Genomic DNA, 22,150 nt, shown 5'->3' on the forward strand with positions numbered 1-22,150 from the left:
CCGGGCGCGGATTCGCTCGGGGCGCGAGAGAGTACTAAAGCGATGTTTTACGGTGCGGGGGCGCCATAAATTCGGCCCCCAGCGGCGTGCTAATGTGCTCAGCTAAAATGGCGTCGATGTCGCGTTTGTCTTCGGCGGTCAACGTCCAGCCGGAAACCTCTTCCACCCCGTTTAGCTGTTCCGGACGGCGAGCGCCCCACAGCGCGATGGTTGGACCCGCATCGAGAACCCAACGCAGCGCCAGCGCCATCACACTCTTGCCGTAACGCGCTTCAGCAAAGGCCTTCAACGCTTCGACCGCCGCCAGATACTGCGCAAAGCGCGGCGGCTGGAATTTAGGATCGAAGCTGCGCAAGTCGCCTTCACCAAATACGGTTTCCGGCGTCATTCGGCCTGACAGCAGGCCACGGCAAATCGCGCCATAGGCCAGCACGACCATCTGGTGATATTTCGCATACGGCAGCAGCTCCGTTTCTGTTTCGCCACGTTCAAACAGGTTCAGCGGCGGCTGCATCGTCGCCAGCGGAGCCACGCTGCGGAACCGATCCATCTGTACTGGCGAATAGTTGCTGACGCCCAGCGCGCGGAACTTCCCCTGCTGGTGTAGCGTTTCGAGCACGCGTGCGGTTTCCTCAATCGCCACCAAATCGTCCGGCCAATGAACCTGGTACAGGTCAATGTAATCCGTTTGCAGGCGGCGGAGCGAGTCTTCTATTTCCTGACGAATGCGCTGCGGCGTGGAATTGCGCGAGACGCGGCCTGCATCGTCCCAGTCCAGCGCCACCTTGGTGGCAATAATGGCCCTGTCACGGCGGCCTGCCAGCGCTTTGCCCACCACCTCTTCCGAATGCCCGAAGCCATAAACGGGCGCGGTGTCGATAAGGTTGATGCCGCGCTCCAGCGCCTCATGCAGCGTGGCAATCGACTGCTCGTCGTTGCTGCCGCCCCACATGCTGCCGCCAATGGCCCACGTTCCCAGGCCGATACGGCTGACCGGCTCGGTGATGCCCGCAATGTGAATCGTTTCGATTGCCATGATTTACCCCTGTCTGTTCTGTGAACTTATAATAACTCATGTTAAGTTGAATTAATTTCAACGAACCCTTGATGACGAAGGCCACTTTTATGCCTGCTCCGGTCCGCGGCGAGCTTGCCGACCTCAACGTTTTTTTAACTATTTGCCGCCGCAAAAGCTTCCGCCTGGCGGCCTCCGAGCTGGGCGTTTCCACCTCGGCGCTGAGCCATACCATGCGCGGGCTGGAAGAACGACTCGGGGTTCGCCTGCTCAACCGCACCAGCCGTTCCGTGGTGCCAACCGACGCCGGCGAAGCCCTGCTTGGCCACCTGGAAACCGGTTTTTCCCATATCCGCATGGCGCTCGATGAGCTCGATCATTACCGTGAATCCCCGGTCGGGCGGCTGCGAATTAATATTCCGCGAGACGCCGCGCAGCTGCTGTTTGCCCCGGTGCTGGCGAAATTTATGTCCCTGTATCCACGGCTTCAGATGGAAATAACCGTCGACAACACTCTGGTCGATATTATCGGCAGCGGCTATGACGCCGGGATTCGCTACGGCGAGAGCGTCCCCAAAGATATGATTGCCATGCCGGTGACGCGCAAGCTCCGGTGGATTGTTGTCGCCTCGCCCGAGTATTTGAAAAATAGCGCTCACCTGCCCCTGTCTCACCCGAACGATCTCTTTGGGCATCAGTGCATCCGCATGCGGCTAGGCAACGGCACGCTTTACAAGTGGGAGCTTAACCGGGGCAAAGAGGCGCTGGCGCTGGATGTGCCCGGTTCGCTGATTCTTAACGAAAGTGACATGATCATCGACACCGCTTTAAACGGCTTTGGCCTGGCGTATTGCCTGGACGTACGAGTTCGCCCTCTGCTGGAAAGCGGCCAGCTGGTGCAGGTTATCCCGGAATGGGTCTGTGAAGACGAGCCGATGGTGATGTATTACCCGAGCCGCAGGCAGCTTCATCCTGGCCTGAGAAGGCTTATCGAGATGATGCGCGAGGCCACGCTGTACTGACATAAATATTTCATGTTAATAATCAATTACTAAACGTTCTCCTTCGTGCTACCGGAATTAAATAGCTTGCAATAACATAGCGCGCTATTTAAATTCATCCGCAGTCAGCGCCACATTACGGCGCTTCAGCCGCAATTAAATAGCACGCGATACAATCGCAAAGGAGATAATATGTCACGCTCATTACTGATAGCCATGGGTTTAACCGCCTCAAGCCTTACCTCTGCTTTCGCCGCCGATGCGCCTGCCCCGACGGTTGGCGTGAGTAAATTCCTCTCCGTTTTAAACAGCGGTGGCGGTAAACCCATCGAGCAGCTCACCCCGCAGGCCGCGCGTCAGGTACTGATCGGCGCCCAGGAAGGGGCCAAACTGCCCGCCGCCGAGGTCTCTGAAAAGACAATTACCGTTGGTGGAAAACCCCTGACGCTGACCATCGTTAAGCCGGAAAACGCCAGCGGCACGCTGCCGGTATTTATGTTCTTCCACGGCGGCGGCTGGGTGCTGGGCGACTTCCAGACCCACGAGCGCCTGGTGCGTGATTTAGTCTCTGAGTCAGGCGCGGCGGCGGTGTTCGTGAACTACACCCCGTCGCCGGAAGCGCACTTCCCTGTTGCCATCAATCAGGCCTATGAAGCCACCCGCTGGGTTGCCGAACACGGCAGCGAAATTGGCGTAGACGGCAGCCGCCTGGCGCTGGCCGGGAACAGCGTGGGCGGGAATATGGTTGCCGCCGTAGCGCTACAGGCCAAAGCCCAGCATACCCCGGCGATTCGCTACCAGGTTATGCTGTGGCCGGTGACCGATGCTCGCTTTGATACCGGCTCCTATAACCAGTTCTCAAACGGCTATTTCCTGAGTAAAAACATGATGAAATGGTTCTGGGATAGCTACACCACGAAAGAGAGCGATCGCCGCAATATTCTCGCCTCTCCGCTGCAAGCCAGCCGCGAGCAGCTGAAAGGCCTGCCGCCAACCTTGATTCAGACGGCGGAACTCGACGTACTGCGCGATGAAGGCGAAGCCTTTGGCCGCAAGCTTGACGCCGCAGGCGTACCGGTGACCGTCACCCGCTATAATGGCATGATCCACGATTACGGCCTGCTGAACGCAATTAGCGAAGAGCCGACCGTGCGCACCGCTCTTGCCCAGGCCGCAGGCGAGCTTCGTGCCCACCTGAACTAAGCCCAGCGCGGTAGAATTGGGGGTAACGGCAGTTATCCCCTTTGGACTTCAGCTGCCATCATCGATCGTGCAAAAAAATTCATCTGCCGACATTGACCTGGTTGATTCACGTCAAGGTGGCGCTCCGCCGAAAGCGCAAGATATCTGTTCGCGAATAATAGAAATTGTATTATTCCGCGATGAAATTAATTACTAATAAGACAGATGAGTGAATGACTGATGAGCAAGCTGAAAAAGTTGATTCTGCCGCTGGGCCTGGTCAGCGGCCTGGCAAACGCCGCCCTGCCGCTGTTCAACGGGCACGGTGCGCCGGGGGATGTGCATATCGATAACGGGGGGCCGGTCTTTCTCAACGGCAAGCAGATGGTGTTGAAGAAGGTCAACGATAACTTCTATGAGGCGCATGGTCAGGGCGTGGTGTTATCCATTGCGGTGATGCCTGACGGCAGTCCTTCCGTCAGTTGGACCGGTAAACACCGGGCTCACGGGGAAATTATTCCGACAGAAAAGTAACGCATCAAGGCTTTTATCTGGCGGGTGAGAGAGCCTCACCCGCGCATCGTCTTATTCCGCTTTCGCAGGCTTCAGACGCTGGGTCAGGCCGCGCAGGAAGTAGCGCAGGAACTGATCGCCGCACTCGCGGTAGTTTTTATGATCCGGGTTACGCATCATGGCGGTAATTTCCGGCATAGAGATGCGGAACTGCTGGGCGGTCAGAATCTCCAGCACGTCGTCGGACTTCAGCTCAAAAGCGATACGCAGCTTTTTCAGGATAATGTTGTTGGTCATCCGACGCTCAAGCTTCGGCTCCGGTTTGCTTTCATCTTTGCCGCGTTTGAAGTAGATCAGACCGTTGAGAAAGTTTGCCATGATCAGATCCGGGCAGGCTTTGAAGCCCTCTTCGTCCTCTTTCTTCAGCCACGGAACGATTTGTTCAGCGGGGACGTCGGTGCCGGTCAGGGCAAGGATCTTAACGATTCCATCGTTATTCAGGTTCAGCATATAGCGAACGCTTAGCAGTACGTCATTATTCAACATGGGGCAATCTCAGGGTCCAAAAGCGGGCAGTATATAGAGAAGCGACCGCGTTGTAACATAAACCAGGCGGATTTATCCGCTTGTCCCGTCATTGGCGGCCGTTTATTGGCAACGCTCAGGCTTAAGGGTAGACTCGATGGGCGAATTTTCCTCATAAAAGGCAACCATTTGATACTACGACTTTGGCAAGAATCTGACCGTCCCTTCCTACGTACCCTTTATCTCCACGCCCGCCGAAAAGCCTGGCCCTGGCTGGACAGCAGCGCCTGGCAGCTTGAAGACTTTGACAGTTCCACTCAGGATGAACGCATCTGGGTAGCCGAAGAAAACGGGCACCGCATTGGCTTCGCTTCCGTCTGGGTACAGGACAACTTTCTGCATAACCTGTTCGTCAGCCCGGAATCTCAGAGAACGGGTGCGGGCAAGGCGCTGCTGGAGAAAGTGCAGAGTGAATTTACCGGCACGGGATCGTTAAAGTGCCTGGCGAAAAATGAACACGCGATTGAGTTTTATCGGCGTAACGGCTGGCATATAGAAGCGCCGGGAGACGGGCCCGACGGCGAGTATTATTTACTGCATTATGTGCTGAAGTAGCCCCTCATCTCCTGAAAATAATCTCTCCCCCTCACCCCGGCCCTCTCCCAGAGGGAGAGGGGGAAAGCAAGAATGGGCCCTCTCCCAGAGGGAGAGGGGGAAAGCAAGAATGGAGCTGCGTCTAAATTTTCACACCGCTCTGAAGGCGATCTCGCTCGGGATCACTTCCCCGTTCCAGTAAAGATGAGCGGCCACGCGGCCGGCCAGCTCACGGTACAGCGTGGTGATGTCGCTTTCCGGGCGGTTGATGACCGTCGGCTTACCGGCATCCAGGTCTTCACGCAGCGTAATGTGCAGCGGCAGCTGGCCCAGCAAAGTCGTGTGATACTGCTGCGCCAGCTTCTCAGCGCCGCCCGTGCCGAAGATAGGCTCCTGATGGCCGCAGTTGCTGCAAATATGAATGCTCATATTCTCTACAATGCCCACGACCGGCACCTCAACTTTCTCGAACATCACGATCCCTTTGCGGGCGTCAATCAGCGCGATGTCCTGCGGCGTGGTGACCACCATCGCCCCGGTAACCGGGATGTTCTGCGCCAGCGTCAGCTGGATATCACCGGTGCCCGGCGGCATATCGATGACCAGGTAATCCAGGTCAGGCCACAGGGTTTCCTGCAGCATCTGCATCAAAGCCTTGCTGGCCATCGGGCCGCGCCAGACCATGGCGTTTTCGTCGGTGACGAGGTAACCAATCGAGTTGGTCGCCAGGCCATGCGCCACGATCGGCGCCATGTGCTTGCCGTCCGGGGACGTTGGGCGTTCGTGCTCAGCGCCCAGCATGGTTGGGATCGACGGGCCATAAATATCGGCATCGAGAATACCGACTTTGGCCCCTTCAGCCGCCAAAGCCAGCGCCACGTTTACCGCAGTGGTCGATTTCCCCACGCCGCCTTTGCCGGAGCTAACGGCAATGATATTTTTTACGCCGTTAACGCCGGGCTGGTTCTTAACCCGCTTAAGCGTGGCAATGTGGTGATGCAGCTTCCAGTCCACCGCTTTCGCGCCGGTGATCCGCAGCAGGTCTGAACTGCAGGTCTCTTTCAGGGCGTCAAACCCGCTTTGCCAGGCGAACGGCATCTGTAGCTCGACGTGCAGCGTGTCGTCAAGCATCGCCACATGGTGCAGCGCCTTCAACGCGGTGAGATTGTGCTTCAAGGTAGGGTGCTGAAAATTGGCCAGGGTCCCGGCGACCATCGCGCGTAGCTGTTCCGGGGACTTGCTGGACGGGGATTGCGAATTCATCCCGACTCCTTATGTTTTTATCGGACATTGCAATCCGCTAAGCATACCAGAAACCGCGCCGCCTATTCATGTGCGGTTATTGCGGGCTTTGGGGTTACTAAACAATTGCCAATCCGGTAATATCGAATCCCCTTTTTTAAATCAGAAGATGCAATTCCCACTATGACTCAACCCGCGAAAAAAATATTGGTAACGTGCGCCCTGCCGTACGCAAACGGCTCAATCCACCTCGGTCACATGCTGGAGCATATTCAGGCTGATGTCTGGGTCCGTTACCAACGAATGCGCGGCAACGAGGTTAACTTCATCTGCGCAGACGACGCCCACGGCACGCCTATCATGCTGAAAGCTCAGCAACTGGGCATTACCCCGGAGCAGATGATTACCGAAATGAGTCAGGAGCATCAGACTGATTTTGCAGGCTTTAACATCAGCTATGACAACTACCACTCCACGCACAGCGACGAGAACCGCGAGCTGTCGGAGCTGATTTATGGCCGCCTGAAAGAGAACGGTTTTATCAAGAACCGCACTATTTCTCAGCTCTACGATCCGGAAAAAGGCATGTTCCTGCCGGACCGTTTTGTCAAAGGAACCTGCCCGAAATGTAAAGCTCCGGATCAGTACGGCGATAACTGTGAAGTGTGCGGCTCAACCTACAGCCCAACCGAACTTATCGATCCGAAATCCGTGGTGTCCGGCGCGACGCCAGAAATGCGTGATTCCGAGCACTTCTTCTTCGACCTGCCGTCCTTCAGCGAAATGCTGCAGGCGTGGACCCGCAGCGGCGCGCTGCAGGAGCAGGTGGCTAACAAGATGCAGGAGTGGTTCGAGTCCGGCCTGCAGCAGTGGGATATCTCCCGCGATGCGCCTTACTTCGGCTTCGAAATCCCGAACGCACCGGGAAAATATTTCTACGTCTGGCTGGATGCGCCGATCGGCTACATGGGCTCCTTTAAGAACCTGTGCGATAAGCGCGGCGACACCACCAGCTTCGACGAATACTGGAAGAAAGATTCCAGCACCGAGCTGTACCACTTCATCGGCAAAGACATCGTTTACTTCCACAGCCTGTTCTGGCCAGCCATGCTGGAAGGCAGCAACTTCCGCAAGCCGACCAACCTGTTTGTGCACGGCTACGTGACGGTAAACGGCGCGAAGATGTCCAAGTCTCGCGGTACCTTCATCAAAGCCAGCACCTGGCTGAATCACTTTGATGCCGACAGCTTGCGCTACTACTACACCGCGAAACTTTCTTCCCGCATCGACGATATCGACCTTAACCTGGAAGACTTCGTGCAGCGCGTGAACAGCGACATCGTCAACAAAGTGGTGAACCTTGCCTCCCGTAACGCCGGCTTCATCGCCAAACGTTTTGACGGCATGCTGGCGGCAGAGATTGCCGATGCCGAGTTGTACAAAACCTTTACCGACGCGGCAGAAAGCATCGGTGAAGCATGGAATAGCCGTGAGTTTGGCCGTGCCGTTCGCGAGATCATGGCGCTGGCGGATATCGCTAACCGCTACGTGGACGAACAGGCTCCGTGGGTTCTGGCTAAACAGGAAGGCCGCGATGCTGACCTGCAGGCTATCTGCTCCATGGGCATCAACCTGTTCCGCGTGCTGATGACCTACCTGAAGCCGGTTCTGCCGTCGCTGACTGAACGTGCAGAAGCGTTCCTGAACGCCGAACTGAGCTGGGACAGCATCGCCACGCCGCTGCTGAACCACAAAGTGAGCAGCTTCAAGGCGCTGTATAACCGTATTGAAACCAAACAGGTTGAAGCGCTGGTAGAAGCGTCTAAAGAAGAAGTGAAGGCGCTGAATTCCACGCCGGTAACCGGCCCGCTGGCGGACGATCCGATTCAGGAGACCATCACCTTTGATGACTTCGCGAAGGTGGATATGCGCATCGCGCTGATTGAGAAAGCGGAATTCGTAGAAGGCTCCGACAAGCTGCTGCGCCTGACGCTTGACCTCGGGGGCGAGAAACGCAACGTCTTCTCCGGTATTCGTACCGCTTATCCTGACCCGTCGAAGCTGGAAGGTCGCCTGACCGTGATGGTGGCCAACCTCGCCCCACGTAAGATGCGCTTTGGTGTCTCTGAAGGGATGGTGATGGCCGCAGGTCCTGGCGGGAAAGATATCTTCCTGCTGAGCCCGGACAGCGGTGCCCAGCCGGGCATGGCGGTTAAGTAAGCCCCTCACCCCGACCCTCTCCCCACAGGGGAGAGGGTGCAAAACAATTTAACTGCCTGTCTTTATCCCTGCCCTTTTAGGCAGAGGATGCAAAGCAATCGAACTACCTTGCCTTTATCCCCTCGCCCTTTTAGGGAGAGGGTTAGGGTGAGGGTAAAATCAGGCGTCTCGCGCCTGCCCGACGGTTTTATCCTTCAGGAACACCACCATTAAGCCAAGCCAGAGCACGCCGCCCAGCAGGTTAAACAGGCTGAACAGCCCGTTGCCACCGAACTGATAAATATGCTTGCTCAGCTCAATACCGACCGTAAAGATAAGCATCTGTAGCATCCCCATCGCCGCCGACACCGTACCTTTACTCATGTCGCTGGCAAACAGCGTCAGGCGCACCAGGCCGGCGTTCGCCAGGCCGATACCGAAGGCATAAAGACTCAGGCCCGCGGTCATCCACAGATAAGCGTGGGAAGAAACCACCGTTGCCACCGCGGCCACAATCAGGCCGGGTACAATCCACCAGCCGCCCATAATAATCAGGCTTCGCACGCTGCGGCGGGACGTAAGCTTCGCCAGCACCAGGTTACCGAGGATCAGCGCGCCAAAGATAGGCACCTGCAGCAGGCCGTATTCATAGGTGCTGAGATTTTCCCCGCTGATGATAATCACCGGCGACTGGGCAATCCACGCCAGCAGCGGCAGGCTCACAAAGCCCGTCGCCAGCGCACCCGAGACAAACCGCAGGTTTTTCAGCACCAGCTTATAGTCATGCCCAAGCTCTTTCAGAGAAAGCTTCTCGCCGAGGCGCGTTGCAGTTTCCGGCATGGCCTTGTGCAGCCCGAAGAAAGAGATAGCGGCCAGCAGTGCAAACAGGATGAACATTGTTTCCCAGGGAGCAACGTGTATCCACGCCGCGCCCACCAGCGGCCCCAGCAGAGGCGCTATCAGCGCCACGTTCGCCATCAGCGCCGTTATCTTGATACAAACCGACTCTTCGAACGATTCCTGAATAGCGGCGTAACCCACCGCGCCGATAAAGCACAGGCTGACGCCCTGCAGGAAGCGCAGGAAGGTGAACTGCTGAATATCCTGCGCCAGCAGCGTGGCAAGGCAGGTGACAATAAACCAGACCACGCCGGTCAGCATCACCGGACGGCGGCCAATACGGTCAGACAGCGGCCCGAGCAGCCACTGCAGGAACATGCCGCCGGCCAGGTAAGCCGTCATCGAGGTCGGTACCCATTCCACGCCCGCCTGGAACTGGTCCACGACGGCCAGCATCCCCGGCTGGATCATGTCATTGCCGATATAAGTTGAGAATTCGTAGAGCACCAGGCAGAGCGGGAACAGCAACGCCTGACGGCCTAACGATTTGTTAGCTATCGTATTATTTTGCATTAGGAACTCAGAAGATAAAGAAACGCGCAGAGTGTATTCAATTGCCCGTGCCAGCGGTAGTCAAAGGCTGACAAATAGCACGGGCTGTAAATGCGCGCCCATGATAACTCAATTCTATTAAGGATTTCTTAATCTGCGATGAATATTCTGCTGCCATTATATTAAGGTCAGTACGGTATTCGCCATTTACATGATGACAAGTTTTCCTAAACCAACGGTAAATAAGACAAAACTGCTTTACCGACTGCCACCCCGCTTCTATCTTTTCCAGCTTTGCATCCTGATAATACTGGCTGTCGTTTTTAGCTGGCTTTCGCGGGATGAAGGGCTCGACCGCTGGCTGACCGGCTACTGGTTTGACGCCGCAAGCCGTAGCTTTCCGCTGCAAAACGACCGGCTGTTGGATCTGCTGAACCACCGCCTGTTGAAGGATTTAGTGATTGCTGGCGGCGTTATCGCGCTGCTGTGGGGGCTCTGGCGCCGTCAGCCTCGGCTGGTCGTGGTGGCGCTGCTTATCGGGCTGGGTGCATTAACGGTCGGCATCCTGAAAGGGTTTAGCCACCATTCGTGCCCGTGGAGCCTGATGGAGTACGGCGGCAATGCGGCATCTTACCCACTGTTCGGGGCCGCACCGGCAGACAGCGGGCCGGGAAGATGCTTCCCCGGCGGCCATGCTTCCAGCGGCTTTGGCGTCATGGCGCTGTTTTTCTTGTTTTACCATGAACGCCCGCGCCTGGCGTGGTTTTTCCTCGGCTTTGGCTTGTTTCTTGGCTTGAGCATGGGATACGGCCAGGTGATGCGCGGCGCGCACTTTTTCAGCCACAACCTGTGGGCAGGTTGGTGGGTATGGGTAACCCAGGTGGCGCTTTACGGCGCGATTTCCACCTGGTTAGTTAAGGAACAGGACAAGTTATGATGGAAACGCTCAACCAGAATCTTTTTTTGCTCATTAATGCCACGCCGTCTTCACCGGAGTGGATGGTTAAGCTGGCAATATTCTTCGCTCGCGATCTGATCAGCATCGTCCCGCTGCTGATCGTCGTGCTCTGGCTGTGGGGCCAGCGCAAACAGATGTCCGCTCAACGTCAGGTGGTTATCAAAACGGGGATGGCGCTGGTGATTAGCGTGGCGCTCTCGTGGGTCATCGGGCACCTGTTCCCGCATCCCCGGCCTTTCGTTGTCGGGCTTGGCTACAACTTCCTGCACCACGCGCCGGATGATTCCTTCCCGAGCGACCACGGCACGGTAATTTTCACCTTTGCGCTGGCGTTCCTGTGCTGGCATCGCATCTGGTCCGGCGTGGTGTTGTTTGCCATCGGCTGCGCGATTGCCTGGTCCCGCGTTTACCTTGGTGTGCATTGGCCGCTGGATATGCTGGGCGGCCTGCTGGTCGGCATGAGCGCCTGCCTGCTGTCGCAGATTGTCTGGAACCTGCGCGGGCCGCAAATCCACCAGCGCCTGCATCAGATTTATCGCTACTGCTTCTCACTGCCTATCCGCAAAGGCTGGGTGCGTGACTAAGCGTTTTTCCACAGGTAAGATGCGTTAACTTAATTTCCTCCTGCCCCTTTCCCCACCGGGGCGAGGGGATAAAAACGCAGAAGGCCTATGGAAACCCGCCGTGACGAGCGCATTAACCGCCTGCTACAGGCGCTGAAGCGCAGCGATAAAATTCATCTAAAAGAAGCCTCGCAGCTGCTTGGCGTGTCAGAAATGACCATCCGCCGCGACCTTAACAGCGAGCCGGGCCAGGTCGTTCTGCTGGGCGGCTATGTGATGCTGGAGCCTCGCAGCGCGGGGGCCAGCCACTATCTGCTGAGCGATGAAAAAACGCGTCAGGTTGAAGAAAAGCGCCACGCCGCAAGACTTGCCGCGCAGCACGTTGAGCCGCATCAAACCGTGTTCTTCGACTGCGGCACCACCACGCCTTATATTATCGACGCCCTTGACGATGAGCTGCCGTTTACCGGCCTGTGTTATTCCCTCAACACCTTTCTGGCGCTGCAGGATAAGCCCAACTGCCGGGTGATTTTAAGCGGCGGCGAGTTTCACGCCAGCAATGCGATTTTCAAGCCGATCAACTTTCAGGAGTGTCTGGGGAATATCTGCCCGGATATTGCGTTCTTATCGGCGGCAGGGGTGCATCTGCGCCACGGCGCGACCTGTTTTAATCTTGATGAGCTGCCAGTGAAGCATTGGGCTTTGAGCATGGCCCAGCGGAATATTCTGGTGGTGGATGATACCAAGTTTGGCAAGGTACGCGCCGCCTGCATGGGGCCGCTGACGGCGTTTGAAACGATTATCAGCAACCGGCCTCCCGCCGCGGAGTTTATTGACTTCGCCGCGGCGGAAAACCTGACGCTGAAGTGGTAGCGCTTAAGAGAACCAGCTCCCGAACCAGCCGTGGAATTTCATCAGCACGAAGTCCCACATGCGGCTGAAGAAACCGCCCTCTTCTACCGGCTCCATCACCAGCAGCGGACGCTGTTCAATCGATTTGCCGTTAAGCTGGAAGTCGATGGTGCCTACAGCCTGGCCCTTTTTCAGCGGAGCGGTCAGCTGCGGCTCGTTCAGCGTAAAGCTTGCCTTGAGGTTTTTCAGCTGGCCACGAGGAATGGTCACCGAGCCGCCTTCCCCCGCGCCAAGATTAACCTCGCTCTTATCGCCAAACCAGACGCGCTGGGTCACGAAAGTGGCATCCGGCTTAATCGGCGTCACGGTTTCGAAGAAGCGGAAGCCCCAGGTCAGCAGCTTTTCACTTTCGTTAAAACGGATACGGTCGGTTTTGGTACCCAGCACCACGGACACCAGGCGCATATCGCCGGACGTTGCAGAAGCGACCAGGTTATAGCCCGCCCCTTCGGTGGTGCCGGTTTTCATGCCGTCAACGTTAAGATTCGAGCTCCACAGCAGGCGGTTACGGTTCGGCTGCTTGATATTGTTGAAGGTGAACTCTTTTTCTTTGTGAACCGCGTACTCGTCCGGCACGTCATGAACCAGCGCACGTCCCAGCAGCGCCATATCGCGAGCGGTACTGAACTGGCCCGGCGCATCCAGGCCGTGCACGGTTTTAAAGGTGGTGTTGGTGAGGTTGAGCTTCTGCGCATAGTTGTTCATCAGGCTGACGAACGAATCCTGGCTGCCCGCCACATAGTCGGCAATGGCAATGCTGGCGTCGTTCCCGGACTGAATGATAACGCCCTTGTTCAGGTCTTCCACCGAGACTTTATCGCCCGGCTTCAGGAACATCAGCGAAGAGCCGCGCAGCACCGGGTTGCCGGTAGCCCAGGCATCTTTCCCGATGGTGACCATATCCGTCAGGTGAATTTTGCCTGCTTTTAGCGCCTGGCCCACCACGTAGCTGGTCATCAGCTTGGTCAGACTTGCCGGATCGAGCTTGTCGTCGGCATTTCCTTCCGCCAGCACTTTCCCACTGGCGTAATCCATCAAAATCCAGGCTTTTGCATCGACCTGGGGAGCATCTGCGGTCTGCTCAGCGCTCAGCGCAGGAGCCGCTATCAGCAGCAGGGTTGTCCCTGCGACTAAACCACGTAGTGTTGCAGGCATTTGCAAGCTCTTCATAAAACCACCTGAGTATCCATTCTTAAAAAATTCACGGTGCGCACCGCCACCCGTATGTCAGGGTGTGAGTAATAACGCACGAATCCACTTAAAGAAACATAGAGTTGGTAAAGTTTTTTAAGTTTATTCGATATCTGCACGAGTTGCCGCCGTCACGCTGATTTTTTTAGCTTTGGTTGAGAAACAGTGGTGTTTTCGTGACCGGAGCCGGGCATACTCGATGTCCACCTGCAAAAAAAGGAACCATCATGATTACCGTTTGGGGCAGAGATAATTCCACCAATGTCAAAAAAGTGCTGTGGTGTCTGGAAGAGCTGAACTTGCCATACCGTTCCGTTCCCGCAGGCGGAAAATTTGGCCTGACGCACGACGCAGAATACCTGGCGATGAACCCGAACGGGCTGGTGCCGTGTATTCATGATGACGCACACGGGCTGACGCTTTGGGAGTCCAATACCATTGTGCGTTACCTGGCCGCAGAATATGGCCGTGACTCGCTGTGGGTGAACGCCCCCGCCGATCGCGCCAAAGGGGAAAAATGGATGGACTGGTCTGCCACGGCAGTGTCCGGCCCTTACCGCGACGTCTTCTTCAATATGGTACGTCTGCCGCCTGAACAGCGGAGCCAGGAACAAATTGAGCGTGGTATCGTCGCCTGTAACAAGCTGTTTGCCATTGCCGATGCCGGGCTGGCAAAACAGCCGTGGCTCGGCGGAGACGCATTCAGCACCGCAGATATTGCCTTCGGCCCGCAAATTTATAGCCTGCTCAACCTTGATATTCCGTGGGATGCGGTGCCAAACCTCCAGCGCTGGTATCAGCAACTGACCCAGCGCCCGGCGTTCCAGAAAGTCATTATGATCCCGCTAAGCTGACGGGCTGAGTTTCAGCAACTCGCCGTCAGACTCGTCGGTCAGGACGTACAAATAGCCGTCCGGGCCGACGCGTACGTCGCGGATGCGCTTATTACGATCGTCCAGCAGCCGCTGCTCGCCCGTCACCTTGTCGCCGTTCAGCGTCAGCTCAATCAGATTCTTTTCTTTCAGCGCGCCGATAAACAGCTTGCCTTTCCACTGCGGGAACGTATCGGCCTGATAAAACGCCATCCCGCTTATCGCCGGGGAAACTTTCCAGTAATGCGCGGGCTGTTCAGTGCCTTCGACCTCCCCACCCTTCGCTTCAGGAATTTTAAGCCCGCTGTAATTAATGCCCCACGTGGCAAGCGGCCAGCCGTAGTTTTTCCCGGCGGCCGGGATATTGATTTCGTCCCCGCCTCGCGGCCCGTGCTCGTTTAACCACAGCTCGCCGTTGGCCGGGTTAATCGCTAACCCCTGCGGGTTGCGGTGACCGTAAGACCATATTTCCGGCCGGACGCCCTGCCTGCCCACAAACGGGTTGTCCTGCGGCACAGAACCGTCGGCGTTGAGGCGCACAACTTTGCCCTGCAGCTTATCGAGATCCTGCGCGGTGGCGCGTGCGTTGTTTTCGCCGAGTGCGATAAAGAGGTGACCTTTCCCGTCGAACGCCATCCGCCCGCCGAAGTGATTTCCGGTGGAGAGTTTTGGCGCCTGGCGGAACACAACTTTAAAGTTCTCCAGCCGCTTCATGTCCTGACTCAGAGTGCCGTATCCCACGGCGGTACCGGCTTTATTGTCGCTACCGCCTTCGGCAAAGCTCAGCCACACGCGGCGGCTGCTGGCGAAATCAGGCGCCAGCACCACGTCAAGCAAGCCGCCCTGCCCGTGCGCCCAAACCACAGGCACGCCGCTAATCGGCACGGATAACCCTTTCCCCTGCTGCCAGCGATGCAGCTCCCCGCCGCGAAGGGTAATCAGCATGCCCTGGTTATCGGGCAGAAAGTCCAGCGCCCACGGATGAGGCAGGTTGGTTTGCAGCACGTCGACTTTGGTTTCTGCGGCCAGAGTATAAGAGGATGAGAAAAGCAGCGTGGCGGCGATAAGCGTGCGGGGCGGGAACGGCGTCATGGCAATCTCCTGGTTTTGGCTATCCGTTAAGGGTAGCCGCCGGGGAAAACGGGACGCTCGCTTTTACATAACATTAAAAACGGGGAGCATGATGGGCTCCCCGCGATCGGTTTGGTCAGGCTTCAAGCTTCGCCGCGTCTACCGAGATGTACGCTGGGCCATCTTTGCGCCCCCTCATTTTACATTTGCCCCGCACCCTACTCGCGCAGTCGGTTGATATGAATCGTTAAAAACATGGTTTCATCCAGCGTCAGCGGGCAGGCGTAGTTCTTACTGAGATAGTCATTGATCTTCAGCGCGCAGTGCCAGGACTGGGTCATCGCTTCTTTGATCCCGTCATAGAGGCTTTTATCTTTATGATTGACGTGGCTTTTGTTCATCATCCGCAGGGTGAAAAACTTAAGATGGGTAATCATTCTCTGGTAATTAACCGAGTTTTCGTCATATTTTATTTTGAGTTCGTATTTAACGATCGACAGAATATCTTTGATTATCGTGGCGCTTTGCAGGGTACTTTGCATATCGTTCACTTTGGCATTGGCCAGGTGTAAAGCAATAAATCCGGCTTCATCCTCCGGCAGGTCGACCTCCAGCCTGCGGTTAATTAACTCGACCGCCTCCTGCGCCAGAGCAAACTCGGGCGCATAGAATTTTTTGATGTCCCACAGCAACATATTCTTGATTGCGTGGCCCTTTCTGTGGCGCTGGACGGCGAAGTTTATGTGATCGCTAAGCGCAAAAATTAGCGACTCCTGCACGTCAATGGCGAGTCGCTGCTGCGCCAGCTGCAGCACCGTTTGCGTAATCAACAGGCATTCCAGTGGAATGGAGCTGACCAGTTCGCTTAACAGCGCGTTGACCCCGCCGCTTTGCTTGACGAACTGGCTCTCAATGCCTTCGGCTGGAAGCGGATCGCCTTCCCGTTTGCCAAAGCCAATGCCCCGCCCCAGCGCCACAATTTCACCGTGTTTAGCATCTAAGGCAATAACGGCGTTATTGCTCAAAACTTTTAGAACGGTAATCACCGTAACCTCGCTGGTTATCAATTCAGGGCGGCCGCTTTGCAGCGCTGCCGCCCATGTCCGGTCAGTCCGATAAACCGTTATTTTTCATCACCTCGGAGTACCAGCCTGCGCTTTTCTTCGGGATACGCCGCAAATCTTTCAGGTCAAATTCATCGCGATTCACATAGATTAGACCGTAACGTTTTGAACATCCCTGGTGCGTGGAGATAAGATCGAGCGCCGACCAGGGCGTATAGCCAAAGACCTTCACGCCGTCGGTTATCGCCAGCTGCATCTGTTCAATGTGCAGCCGCAGAAAATCGATACGGTAGTCGTCCTGAACTTCCTCATTTTCATCAAGCTTATCAAATGCCCCCAGCCCGTTTTCCGTAATCAGCAACGGCAAATGGTAGCGATCCCAGATTTCACGCAGCGTATTGCGGAACCCTACCGGGTCAATCTCAGTGCCGAACTGGGTACGGGGCAAATGTGGATTCGCTGCCCCACGGTGGACGCCGTCCTCTCCCGACTTCAGGAGCTTATTCCCCCCGCGCACCACTTCGTCATTGCCGTCACCGCGGCTCGCTTCTACGGCCTGAGTGGTGTAGTAATTAAAAGCGATAAAATCGGGACGACCGCGCTTCAGCACCTCGGTATCGCCGGGCATCATCTCCGGGGTATACCCTTTCTCTTCCATATAGCGCCAGGCCAGCGTGTTGTATTCCCCTCTCGCCGCCATATCCAGGTACAGCCAGTTGCGAATGGCATTGTAGTTAAAGGCGGCCTGAACATCTTCCGGCTTACTGGTGGCCGGGTAAATCACCGCAATATTCGGCGCGGGACCAATCTTCGAATGAGGGTATTTGGTGTGCAGGTCACGCATCGCCATCGCCTGGGCCACCATCATGTGATGGTTTTGCTGATAAAGATTCTTCTTTTTGTCCGCCTGCGTCGAAAGCTTTGGATCCAGCGTACCCAGCGCCTCGCCCTGCAAAATCATTAAGTTCTGTTCATTGATGGTCAGCCAGTACTTTACCTTGTCGCCAAATTCATCGAACAGGACGTTGGCATAGCGGGCAAAAGCATCGACGCTGGCGCGGTTATACCAGCCGCCTTTTGCCTGTAACGCCTGGGGCAAATCAAAGTGGTACATCGTGACTATCGGCTCAATATTATGCAGCCGAAGCTCATCGATCACCTTGTGATAAAAGGCGATACCGGCCGCGTTAACTTCACCGTTGCCGTCGGGAATAATGCGCGTCCAGGCAATCGAGAAGCGATAGGTTTTGAACCCCAGCCTGGCGAAAAGCGCGATATCCTCACGGTAGCGATGATAGTGATCGCTGGCGACCTTAAAATCCGTAGTCCCATCCGGGTAGCTTTCACGTGCATCAATGACCGACAGCCCCTTTCCGTCCTCGTTCCAGGCACCTTCAACCTGATAAGCAGACGTTGATGCCCCCCACAGGAAGCCTTGTGGGAAAGGTTTTAGTTCGCGATATCTCATAGGTAGCTCCTTAATGGCTCAGGATAAAGAGAGAAGCATTTCGCCGACCCGCGCCTGCGATTGCGTCTGTTTTTGCAGCTGGTGATAGCTGTCGGCGTTGGCAACGATGACCGGCGTAATGGTGTCGTAGCCCGCCTTTTCTATGGCTTCGCGATCGAATTCGAGCAGCAGATCGCCGCGTTTGACCTGCTGGCTTTCGCGAACGTGAATGCGGTAGTGCTCCCCGTTGAGCTGAACGGTATCGAGCCCAACGTGAATCAGTACCTCCGCGCCGCTGCTGGAGAGAATTTGCAGCGCATGACCGGAGTCAAAGGTGGCCGAGATGGTGCCATCCACGGGCGAGAAGACCTGATTACCGTCCGGGCGTATCGCCAGCCCGTCGCCCACAACGCCGCTCGAAAAGACCTTATCGTTAACCTGTTCGAGCGGAACAATTTCCCCGCTCATAGGCGCAGTAATCTGCTCTGCGTTGACGGCTGGCGCCTGTGTAAGGGTGGGTTTTGTTGCAGCGTCGCTAACCTGCTGCTCATCTTCAGGAATATCCTCAAAACCGACTATCCAGGTCAGGACGGCTGCGAGGACAAAGGAAACACAGATGCCCAGAATCAGGCCGCCAAAACCTTCGCCATAGAAGATAGGCAGCGTCAGCAGGCTTGGGATCCCGGTTGAGATAGCCGCGCTGTTAAAGTAGCCCACGATCCCGCCGCCCACGGCAGCGGCAATCACGGCGCAAACAAAAGGTCTTTTCAGCTTGAGCGTTACGCCGTAAACCGCAGGTTCAGTAATCCCGAACAGCGCGGTAATAAACGTACTGCCCGCCAGCGCCTTCATTTTCTTATTTTTTGTTTTCAGCATGACCGCCAGCACCGCCCCCGCCTGGGCGAAGACGGCAGGCACGGTGGCCGCCTTCAGCGTGCTGCGCCCAATAGTCGTGATGTCGTTGATGATGACCGGCGTAAAGGCCCAATGCATGCCGAAAATGACCAGGATCTGCCATACCGCGGCAATCAGCGCCCCGGCCAGGATAGCGTTGAAACCAAAGACGATGACAAAGAAGCTGGCCGCATATTCGCTGGTGTAAATACCAATCGGCCCGATGGTGATAAGCGTCAACGGCACCATGATCACCAGCAGCAGGAACGGCGTCACGATGCTGCGTACCGTTTCATGGATGTACTTATTGAACAGCCGCTCCAGCTGGCACATCACCCAGACGGCCAGAATAATCGGGATAACCGTCGAGGTGTACTTCATCAACACCACGGGGATCCCCGCGAAGCTCACATCCGCTTTGGTGTTGAACAGTTCGATAATCGACGGATAAATTAACGCCCCGGCAATGGAAACGGCGACGTAGATATTGCCCTGAAATTTTCGCGCGGTGGTAATAGCCAGCATGATTGGCAGGAAGTAAAACAGGCTGTCTGCCGCCGCCGCTAAAATGATGTAGGTGCTTTCCGTTTTGCTCATCCAGCCTTCGCTTAACGCGATGCTGAGCAACCCTTTCAGTACGCCCGAGGCGGCCATCGCCCCCAGCAGCGGGGTGAAAATCGACGAAATAATGTCGATCATTTTGCTGAAGATATTGGTGCGGCTAGACTGGCTGCTTTGCCGCTCGGAACGGCTGTCGTCCAACAAAGACGAAATCTCGCCTATCTGGCGATAAACCTCCGCGACCCGGTTACCGATAACCACCTGGAATTGCCCGGAAGCCTGCATCGTGGTGATAACCCCGTCCAGACGTTCAAGCGCCGCGATATCCACATGCCCGATATCGCGCAGAGAAAAACGTAGCCGGGTCGCGCAGTGCACCACCGTGACGACGTTGCTCTCGCCGCCGACCAGCCGTAAAACATCTTCAGCTAATGCTTTGATATTCATATTTTTTACCTTTCACTCAGCGAGTCTTGTTATATCCGGGCCAAAAAAAAACCTGACCAGCAGCATGTCGGCGTAATGCAACATGCTGCTGGTCAGGTTTCGCTCAGGTCTGGCCCGATGACGTCCTTAATGTGAGTTCGTTATATAAAACATAATTCGGGGCCACAATCCTCAATGGCTGAATCTGTGACCCGGTGCAGAAAATTGTTACCGGGAACAGTTTTAATCGTCAGCGCCGGGAAAGTAGAAGCTCGCAGTGGCTAAAGTGGACCGGTCGATATTGCCCCTGCACCGCCCAGACCCCGGCTTTGCTCAGCATGCCGTGATACTGCCGGGAGGAGACCGGCACGATTATCTTCTTGCAGTGACGCCGAACGTTTTCCAGCAGCACGGGGAAAATAGCCCGGCTAATATTCAGCTCCGTAAAAGACTTATTGAAGCGAACGCATTCGCAGCCCTCGGTAAACAGAGGCAGCGCGCTGCTGTTTCTGCCGCCCATATCATCGACCCAAAATCCCGATGACGGGTGCTCTGCACGAGAGTTGCTAAAAAATTTCATAAACGGCAACGCGTGTTCGAGACAGCCGGGCTCTCCCTTCACCACGCAAAAAAGATTGTTATCGGTAAACCAGCCGGCTTTTTTCTCCAGCCAGTCGCTTTGCGCCTCACGCAAAGAGTGGTGGAAAATCGTTTCTTTCATTCCGTGAGCGATTAACATCCGACAGCCGTTAACTTCAACGCGGGTTTCGAGCTCAACGCCTAAAAGTTGCCCATCCAGAGTGGAGATCGGCAGCGCCCAATGCTGCATGTTCATTTATATTCCCTTATTTTTGTAACTTACTGATAATTGATCGTTTTTATCAATCAATCAAATAAAAACGATCGTTATCACAAAACCTACCAATTTTAGTGGTATGTTCAGGTAGTTGATTTAAGGAGAAATTAAAATCTGCAATGGGATTAATCGGAGTGATAAAACGGGGTTTATGGCTGGATAACTTTCACACAAAGCCGATGGTTAAAGGGATGTCCGCCGACGACGCTAAAAAAGCACAAAATGCGAGCTGCAATTCTCCAGTACAAATTCCCGACTAACCTCTGTAGAATCGCTGCCCTAATCTTTCTAATAATTGAACACTTTTTAAGCTATGAGCAATGTAACCCAACAGCCCCGTATCGGGTTTGTCTCCCTCGGCTGCCCGAAAAATCTCGTGGACTCCGAACGCATCCTGACTGAACTGCGCACCGAAGGTTATGACGTGGTGCCAAGCTACGACGACGCCGACATGGTTATCGTCAACACCTGCGGCTTTATCGACAGCGCCGTGCAGGAATCTCTGGAAGCCATCGGCGAAGCGCTGAACGAAAACGGTAAGGTGATTGTCACCGGCTGCCTGGGTGCCAAAGTGGATCAGATCCGTGAAGTGCATCCGAAAGTGCTGGAAATTACCGGCCCGCACAGCTACGAGCAGGTTCTGGAGCATGTTCACCACTACGTGCCAAAACCTCAGCACAACCCGTTCCTGAGCCTGGTGCCGGAACAGGGCGTGAAGCTGACGCCGCGCCACTACGCGTATCTGAAAATTTCCGAAGGCTGCAACCATCGCTGCACCTTCTGCATTATCCCGTCCATGCGTGGCGACCTGGACAGCCGTCCAATCGGTGACGTACTGGCGGAGGCAAAACGTCTGGTGGAAGCCGGCGTGAAAGAGCTGCTGGTTATCTCCCAGGATACCTCAGCCTACGGCGTGGACGTTAAGCACCGCACCGGTTTCTGGAACGGCGCGCCGGTAAAAACCAGCATGGTTAGCCTGTGCGAGCAATTGGCTAAGCTTGGCGTCTGGACTCGTCTGCACTACGTTTACCCGTACCCGCACGTAGACGATGTGATCCCGCTGATGGCGGAAGGCAAAATCCTGCCGTACCTCGACATCCCGCTGCAGCACGCCAGCCCGCGCATTCTGAAGCTGATGAAGCGCCCTGGCTCTGCGGACCGTCAGCTGCAGCGCATCAAGCAATGGCGTGAAATCTGCCCGGATCTGACCCTGCGCTCAACCTTTATCGTTGGCTTCCCGGGTGAAACCGAAGAAGACTTCGAGATGCTGCTCGATTTCCTGAAAGAAGCACGACTGGATCGCGTAGGCTGCTTCAAGTACAGCCCGGTTGACGGCGCGACCGCCAACGAGCTGCCGGACCAGGTGCCGGAAGAGGTGAAAGAAGAGCGCTGGAACCGCTTTATGCAGCTGCAGCAGAAAATCTCCGCCGAGCGCCTGCAGGAAAAAGTGGGCCGCGAGATTCTGGTGATGGTTGATGAAGTAGACGAAGAAGGGGCTATTGGCCGCAGCATGGCGGACGCACCGGAAATCGACGGCGCGGTTTACCTGAACGGCGAAACGAAGCTGAAGCCAGGCGACGTTGTCCGCGTGAAGGTTGAGAACGCGGATGAGTACGATCTGTGGGGTTCAGTGGTTTAATTTTTTTGCCTGTCGGAACCGTGCCTCGCTTCT

At 55.8% G+C, this 22,150-nt stretch carries 20 protein-coding genes; 10 read left to right on the forward strand and 10 right to left on the reverse strand.

What is annotated here, in order from left to right:
- Positions 1-34 precede the first annotated feature (34 nt).
- Complete coding sequence (locus HX778_RS07365) at positions 35-1,036, reverse strand: aldo/keto reductase (RefSeq protein WP_176981638.1); 1,002 nt, start codon at positions 1,034-1,036, stop codon at positions 35-37.
- 71 nt (positions 1,037-1,107) lie between these two features.
- Here HX778_RS07365 and HX778_RS07370 point away from each other — a divergent pair, with 71 nt between their 5' ends.
- The 3 genes from HX778_RS07370 to HX778_RS07380 all read left to right on the forward strand — a co-directional run bounded on the left by HX778_RS07370 (position 1,108) and on the right by HX778_RS07380 (position 3,732).
- A complete protein-coding gene (locus HX778_RS07370; protein WP_218167045.1) occupies positions 1,108-2,037 on the forward strand; it encodes a LysR family transcriptional regulator in 930 nt (309 codons plus the stop codon).
- Positions 2,038-2,208: 171 nt separating this feature from the next.
- Entirely contained in the window at positions 2,209-3,219 is a 1,011-nt protein-coding gene (locus tag HX778_RS07375) for an alpha/beta hydrolase (protein ID WP_176981639.1), read from the forward strand.
- 219 nt (positions 3,220-3,438) lie between these two features.
- The gene (locus HX778_RS07380) at positions 3,439-3,732 is read left to right on the forward strand and encodes a hypothetical protein (protein WP_235212887.1); all 294 of its coding nucleotides are present in this window, start codon (positions 3,439-3,441) and stop codon (positions 3,730-3,732) included.
- 51 nt (positions 3,733-3,783) lie between these two features.
- Here the strand turns inward: HX778_RS07380 and HX778_RS07385 are convergent, their stop codons facing one another.
- Positions 3,784-4,257 carry a DUF1456 family protein gene (locus tag HX778_RS07385; RefSeq protein WP_008455188.1) on the reverse strand — a complete coding sequence of 158 codons (474 nt, stop codon included), beginning with the start codon at positions 4,255-4,257 and terminating at the stop codon, positions 3,784-3,786.
- A gap of 168 nt (positions 4,258-4,425) precedes the next feature.
- Here HX778_RS07385 and HX778_RS07390 point away from each other — a divergent pair, with 168 nt between their 5' ends.
- Positions 4,426-4,851, forward strand: coding sequence for a GNAT family N-acetyltransferase (locus HX778_RS07390; RefSeq protein ID WP_176981640.1), 426 nt, complete (start codon positions 4,426-4,428; stop codon positions 4,849-4,851).
- 129 nt (positions 4,852-4,980) lie between these two features.
- Here HX778_RS07390 and apbC read toward each other — a convergent pair whose 3' ends face one another.
- Positions 4,981-6,093 carry an iron-sulfur cluster carrier protein ApbC gene (gene apbC / locus HX778_RS07395; protein ID WP_176981641.1) on the reverse strand — a complete coding sequence of 371 codons (1,113 nt, stop codon included), beginning with the start codon at positions 6,091-6,093 and terminating at the stop codon, positions 4,981-4,983.
- 162 nt (positions 6,094-6,255) lie between these two features.
- On the opposite strand from apbC, the gene metG reads away from it, so the two are divergent.
- The gene (metG, locus tag HX778_RS07400; RefSeq protein ID WP_176981642.1) at positions 6,256-8,292 is read left to right on the forward strand and encodes a methionine--tRNA ligase; all 2,037 of its coding nucleotides are present in this window, start codon (positions 6,256-6,258) and stop codon (positions 8,290-8,292) included.
- 159 nt (positions 8,293-8,451) lie between these two features.
- Here metG and HX778_RS07405 read toward each other — a convergent pair whose 3' ends face one another.
- On the reverse strand, positions 8,452-9,684 hold the full coding sequence (locus tag HX778_RS07405) for an MFS transporter (RefSeq protein WP_038481156.1): 1,233 nt from the start codon (positions 9,682-9,684) through the stop codon (positions 8,452-8,454).
- 193 nt (positions 9,685-9,877) lie between these two features.
- Between HX778_RS07405 and HX778_RS07410 the strand changes: the two genes are divergently transcribed.
- From HX778_RS07410 to deoR, 3 genes are all read left to right on the forward strand, one after another.
- Positions 9,878-10,600, forward strand: a complete 723-nt coding sequence (locus HX778_RS07410) for a phosphatase PAP2 family protein (RefSeq protein WP_038483347.1) — start codon at positions 9,878-9,880, stop codon at positions 10,598-10,600.
- Positions 10,597-11,205: an undecaprenyl-diphosphate phosphatase gene (ybjG, locus tag HX778_RS07415; protein ID WP_038481155.1), complete on the forward strand. Its 609-nt coding sequence runs from the start codon at positions 10,597-10,599 to the stop codon at positions 11,203-11,205. Before HX778_RS07410 ends, ybjG begins: the two co-directional genes overlap by 4 nt.
- 87 nt (positions 11,206-11,292) lie before the next feature.
- On the forward strand, positions 11,293-12,057 hold the full coding sequence (gene deoR / locus HX778_RS07420; RefSeq protein WP_038481154.1) for a DNA-binding transcriptional repressor DeoR: 765 nt from the start codon (positions 11,293-11,295) through the stop codon (positions 12,055-12,057).
- 3 nt (positions 12,058-12,060) lie between these two features.
- Here the strand turns inward: deoR and dacC are convergent, their stop codons facing one another.
- Positions 12,061-13,266: a serine-type D-Ala-D-Ala carboxypeptidase gene (dacC, locus tag HX778_RS07425; protein WP_038481153.1), complete on the reverse strand. Its 1,206-nt coding sequence runs from the start codon at positions 13,264-13,266 to the stop codon at positions 12,061-12,063.
- A gap of 248 nt (positions 13,267-13,514) precedes the next feature.
- Here dacC and HX778_RS07430 point away from each other — a divergent pair, with 248 nt between their 5' ends.
- Positions 13,515-14,141, forward strand: a complete 627-nt coding sequence (locus tag HX778_RS07430; protein WP_038481152.1) for a glutathione S-transferase family protein — start codon at positions 13,515-13,517, stop codon at positions 14,139-14,141.
- Here the strand turns inward: HX778_RS07430 and HX778_RS07435 are convergent.
- From HX778_RS07435 to HX778_RS07455, 5 genes are all read right to left on the reverse strand, one after another.
- The gene (locus HX778_RS07435) at positions 14,133-15,251 is read right to left on the reverse strand and encodes a PQQ-dependent sugar dehydrogenase (RefSeq protein WP_176981643.1); all 1,119 of its coding nucleotides are present in this window, start codon (positions 15,249-15,251) and stop codon (positions 14,133-14,135) included. The genes HX778_RS07430 and HX778_RS07435 overlap by 9 nt on opposite strands.
- Before the next feature lie 197 nt (positions 15,252-15,448).
- A complete protein-coding gene (licT, locus tag HX778_RS07440; RefSeq protein ID WP_176981648.1) occupies positions 15,449-16,273 on the reverse strand; it encodes a BglG family transcription antiterminator LicT in 825 nt (274 codons plus the stop codon).
- 64 nt (positions 16,274-16,337) lie between these two features.
- Complete coding sequence (locus tag HX778_RS07445; protein ID WP_038481150.1) at positions 16,338-17,762, reverse strand: glycoside hydrolase family 1 protein; 1,425 nt, start codon at positions 17,760-17,762, stop codon at positions 16,338-16,340.
- Between the two features lie 18 nt (positions 17,763-17,780).
- Positions 17,781-19,643 carry a beta-glucoside-specific PTS transporter subunit IIABC gene (locus HX778_RS07450; RefSeq protein ID WP_176981644.1) on the reverse strand — a complete coding sequence of 621 codons (1,863 nt, stop codon included), beginning with the start codon at positions 19,641-19,643 and terminating at the stop codon, positions 17,781-17,783.
- A gap of 229 nt (positions 19,644-19,872) precedes the next feature.
- Positions 19,873-20,457, reverse strand: a complete 585-nt coding sequence (locus HX778_RS07455; RefSeq protein ID WP_176981645.1) for a hypothetical protein — start codon at positions 20,455-20,457, stop codon at positions 19,873-19,875.
- Positions 20,458-20,791: 334 nt separating this feature from the next.
- Here HX778_RS07455 and rimO point away from each other — a divergent pair, with 334 nt between their 5' ends.
- A complete protein-coding gene (gene rimO / locus HX778_RS07460; protein ID WP_038481148.1) occupies positions 20,792-22,117 on the forward strand; it encodes a 30S ribosomal protein S12 methylthiotransferase RimO in 1,326 nt (441 codons plus the stop codon).
- The last annotated feature ends 33 nt before the right edge of the window (positions 22,118-22,150 follow it).

Source organism: Cedecea sp. P7760 (assembly GCF_013386425.1).
GTDB classification, from domain to species: domain Bacteria; phylum Pseudomonadota; class Gammaproteobacteria; order Enterobacterales; family Enterobacteriaceae; genus Cedecea; species Cedecea selenatireducens.

Bases quoted from the DNA above. Each gene is read 5' to 3' on its own strand.
- HX778_RS07455 (WP_176981645.1), bottom strand. From the start codon at position 20,457: ATGAACATGCAGCATTGGGCGCTGCCGATCTCCACTCTGGATGGGCAA.
- HX778_RS07370 (WP_218167045.1), top strand. From the start codon at position 1,108: ATGACGAAGGCCACTTTTATGCCTGCTCCGGTCCGCGGCGAGCTTGCC.
- HX778_RS07405 (WP_038481156.1), bottom strand. From the start codon at position 9,684: ATGCAAAATAATACGATAGCTAACAAATCGTTAGGCCGTCAGGCGTTG.
- HX778_RS07430 (WP_038481152.1), top strand. From the start codon at position 13,515: ATGATTACCGTTTGGGGCAGAGATAATTCCACCAATGTCAAAAAAGTG.
- HX778_RS07410 (WP_038483347.1), top strand. From the start codon at position 9,878: ATGACAAGTTTTCCTAAACCAACGGTAAATAAGACAAAACTGCTTTAC.
- apbC (WP_176981641.1), bottom strand. From the start codon at position 6,093: ATGAATTCGCAATCCCCGTCCAGCAAGTCCCCGGAACAGCTACGCGCG.
- metG (WP_176981642.1), top strand. From the start codon at position 6,256: ATGACTCAACCCGCGAAAAAAATATTGGTAACGTGCGCCCTGCCGTAC.
- dacC (WP_038481153.1), bottom strand. From the start codon at position 13,266: ATGAAGAGCTTGCAAATGCCTGCAACACTACGTGGTTTAGTCGCAGGG.
- HX778_RS07450 (WP_176981644.1), bottom strand. From the start codon at position 19,643: ATGAATATCAAAGCATTAGCTGAAGATGTTTTACGGCTGGTCGGCGGC.
- ybjG (WP_038481155.1), top strand. From the start codon at position 10,597: ATGATGGAAACGCTCAACCAGAATCTTTTTTTGCTCATTAATGCCACG.
- HX778_RS07380 (WP_235212887.1), top strand. From the start codon at position 3,439: ATGAGCAAGCTGAAAAAGTTGATTCTGCCGCTGGGCCTGGTCAGCGGC.
- HX778_RS07435 (WP_176981643.1), bottom strand. From the start codon at position 15,251: ATGACGCCGTTCCCGCCCCGCACGCTTATCGCCGCCACGCTGCTTTTC.
- HX778_RS07385 (WP_008455188.1), bottom strand. From the start codon at position 4,257: ATGTTGAATAATGACGTACTGCTAAGCGTTCGCTATATGCTGAACCTG.
- HX778_RS07365 (WP_176981638.1), bottom strand. From the start codon at position 1,036: ATGGCAATCGAAACGATTCACATTGCGGGCATCACCGAGCCGGTCAGC.
- HX778_RS07375 (WP_176981639.1), top strand. From the start codon at position 2,209: ATGTCACGCTCATTACTGATAGCCATGGGTTTAACCGCCTCAAGCCTT.
- HX778_RS07445 (WP_038481150.1), bottom strand. From the start codon at position 17,762: ATGAGATATCGCGAACTAAAACCTTTCCCACAAGGCTTCCTGTGGGGG.
- rimO (WP_038481148.1), top strand. From the start codon at position 20,792: ATGAGCAATGTAACCCAACAGCCCCGTATCGGGTTTGTCTCCCTCGGC.
- deoR (WP_038481154.1), top strand. From the start codon at position 11,293: ATGGAAACCCGCCGTGACGAGCGCATTAACCGCCTGCTACAGGCGCTG.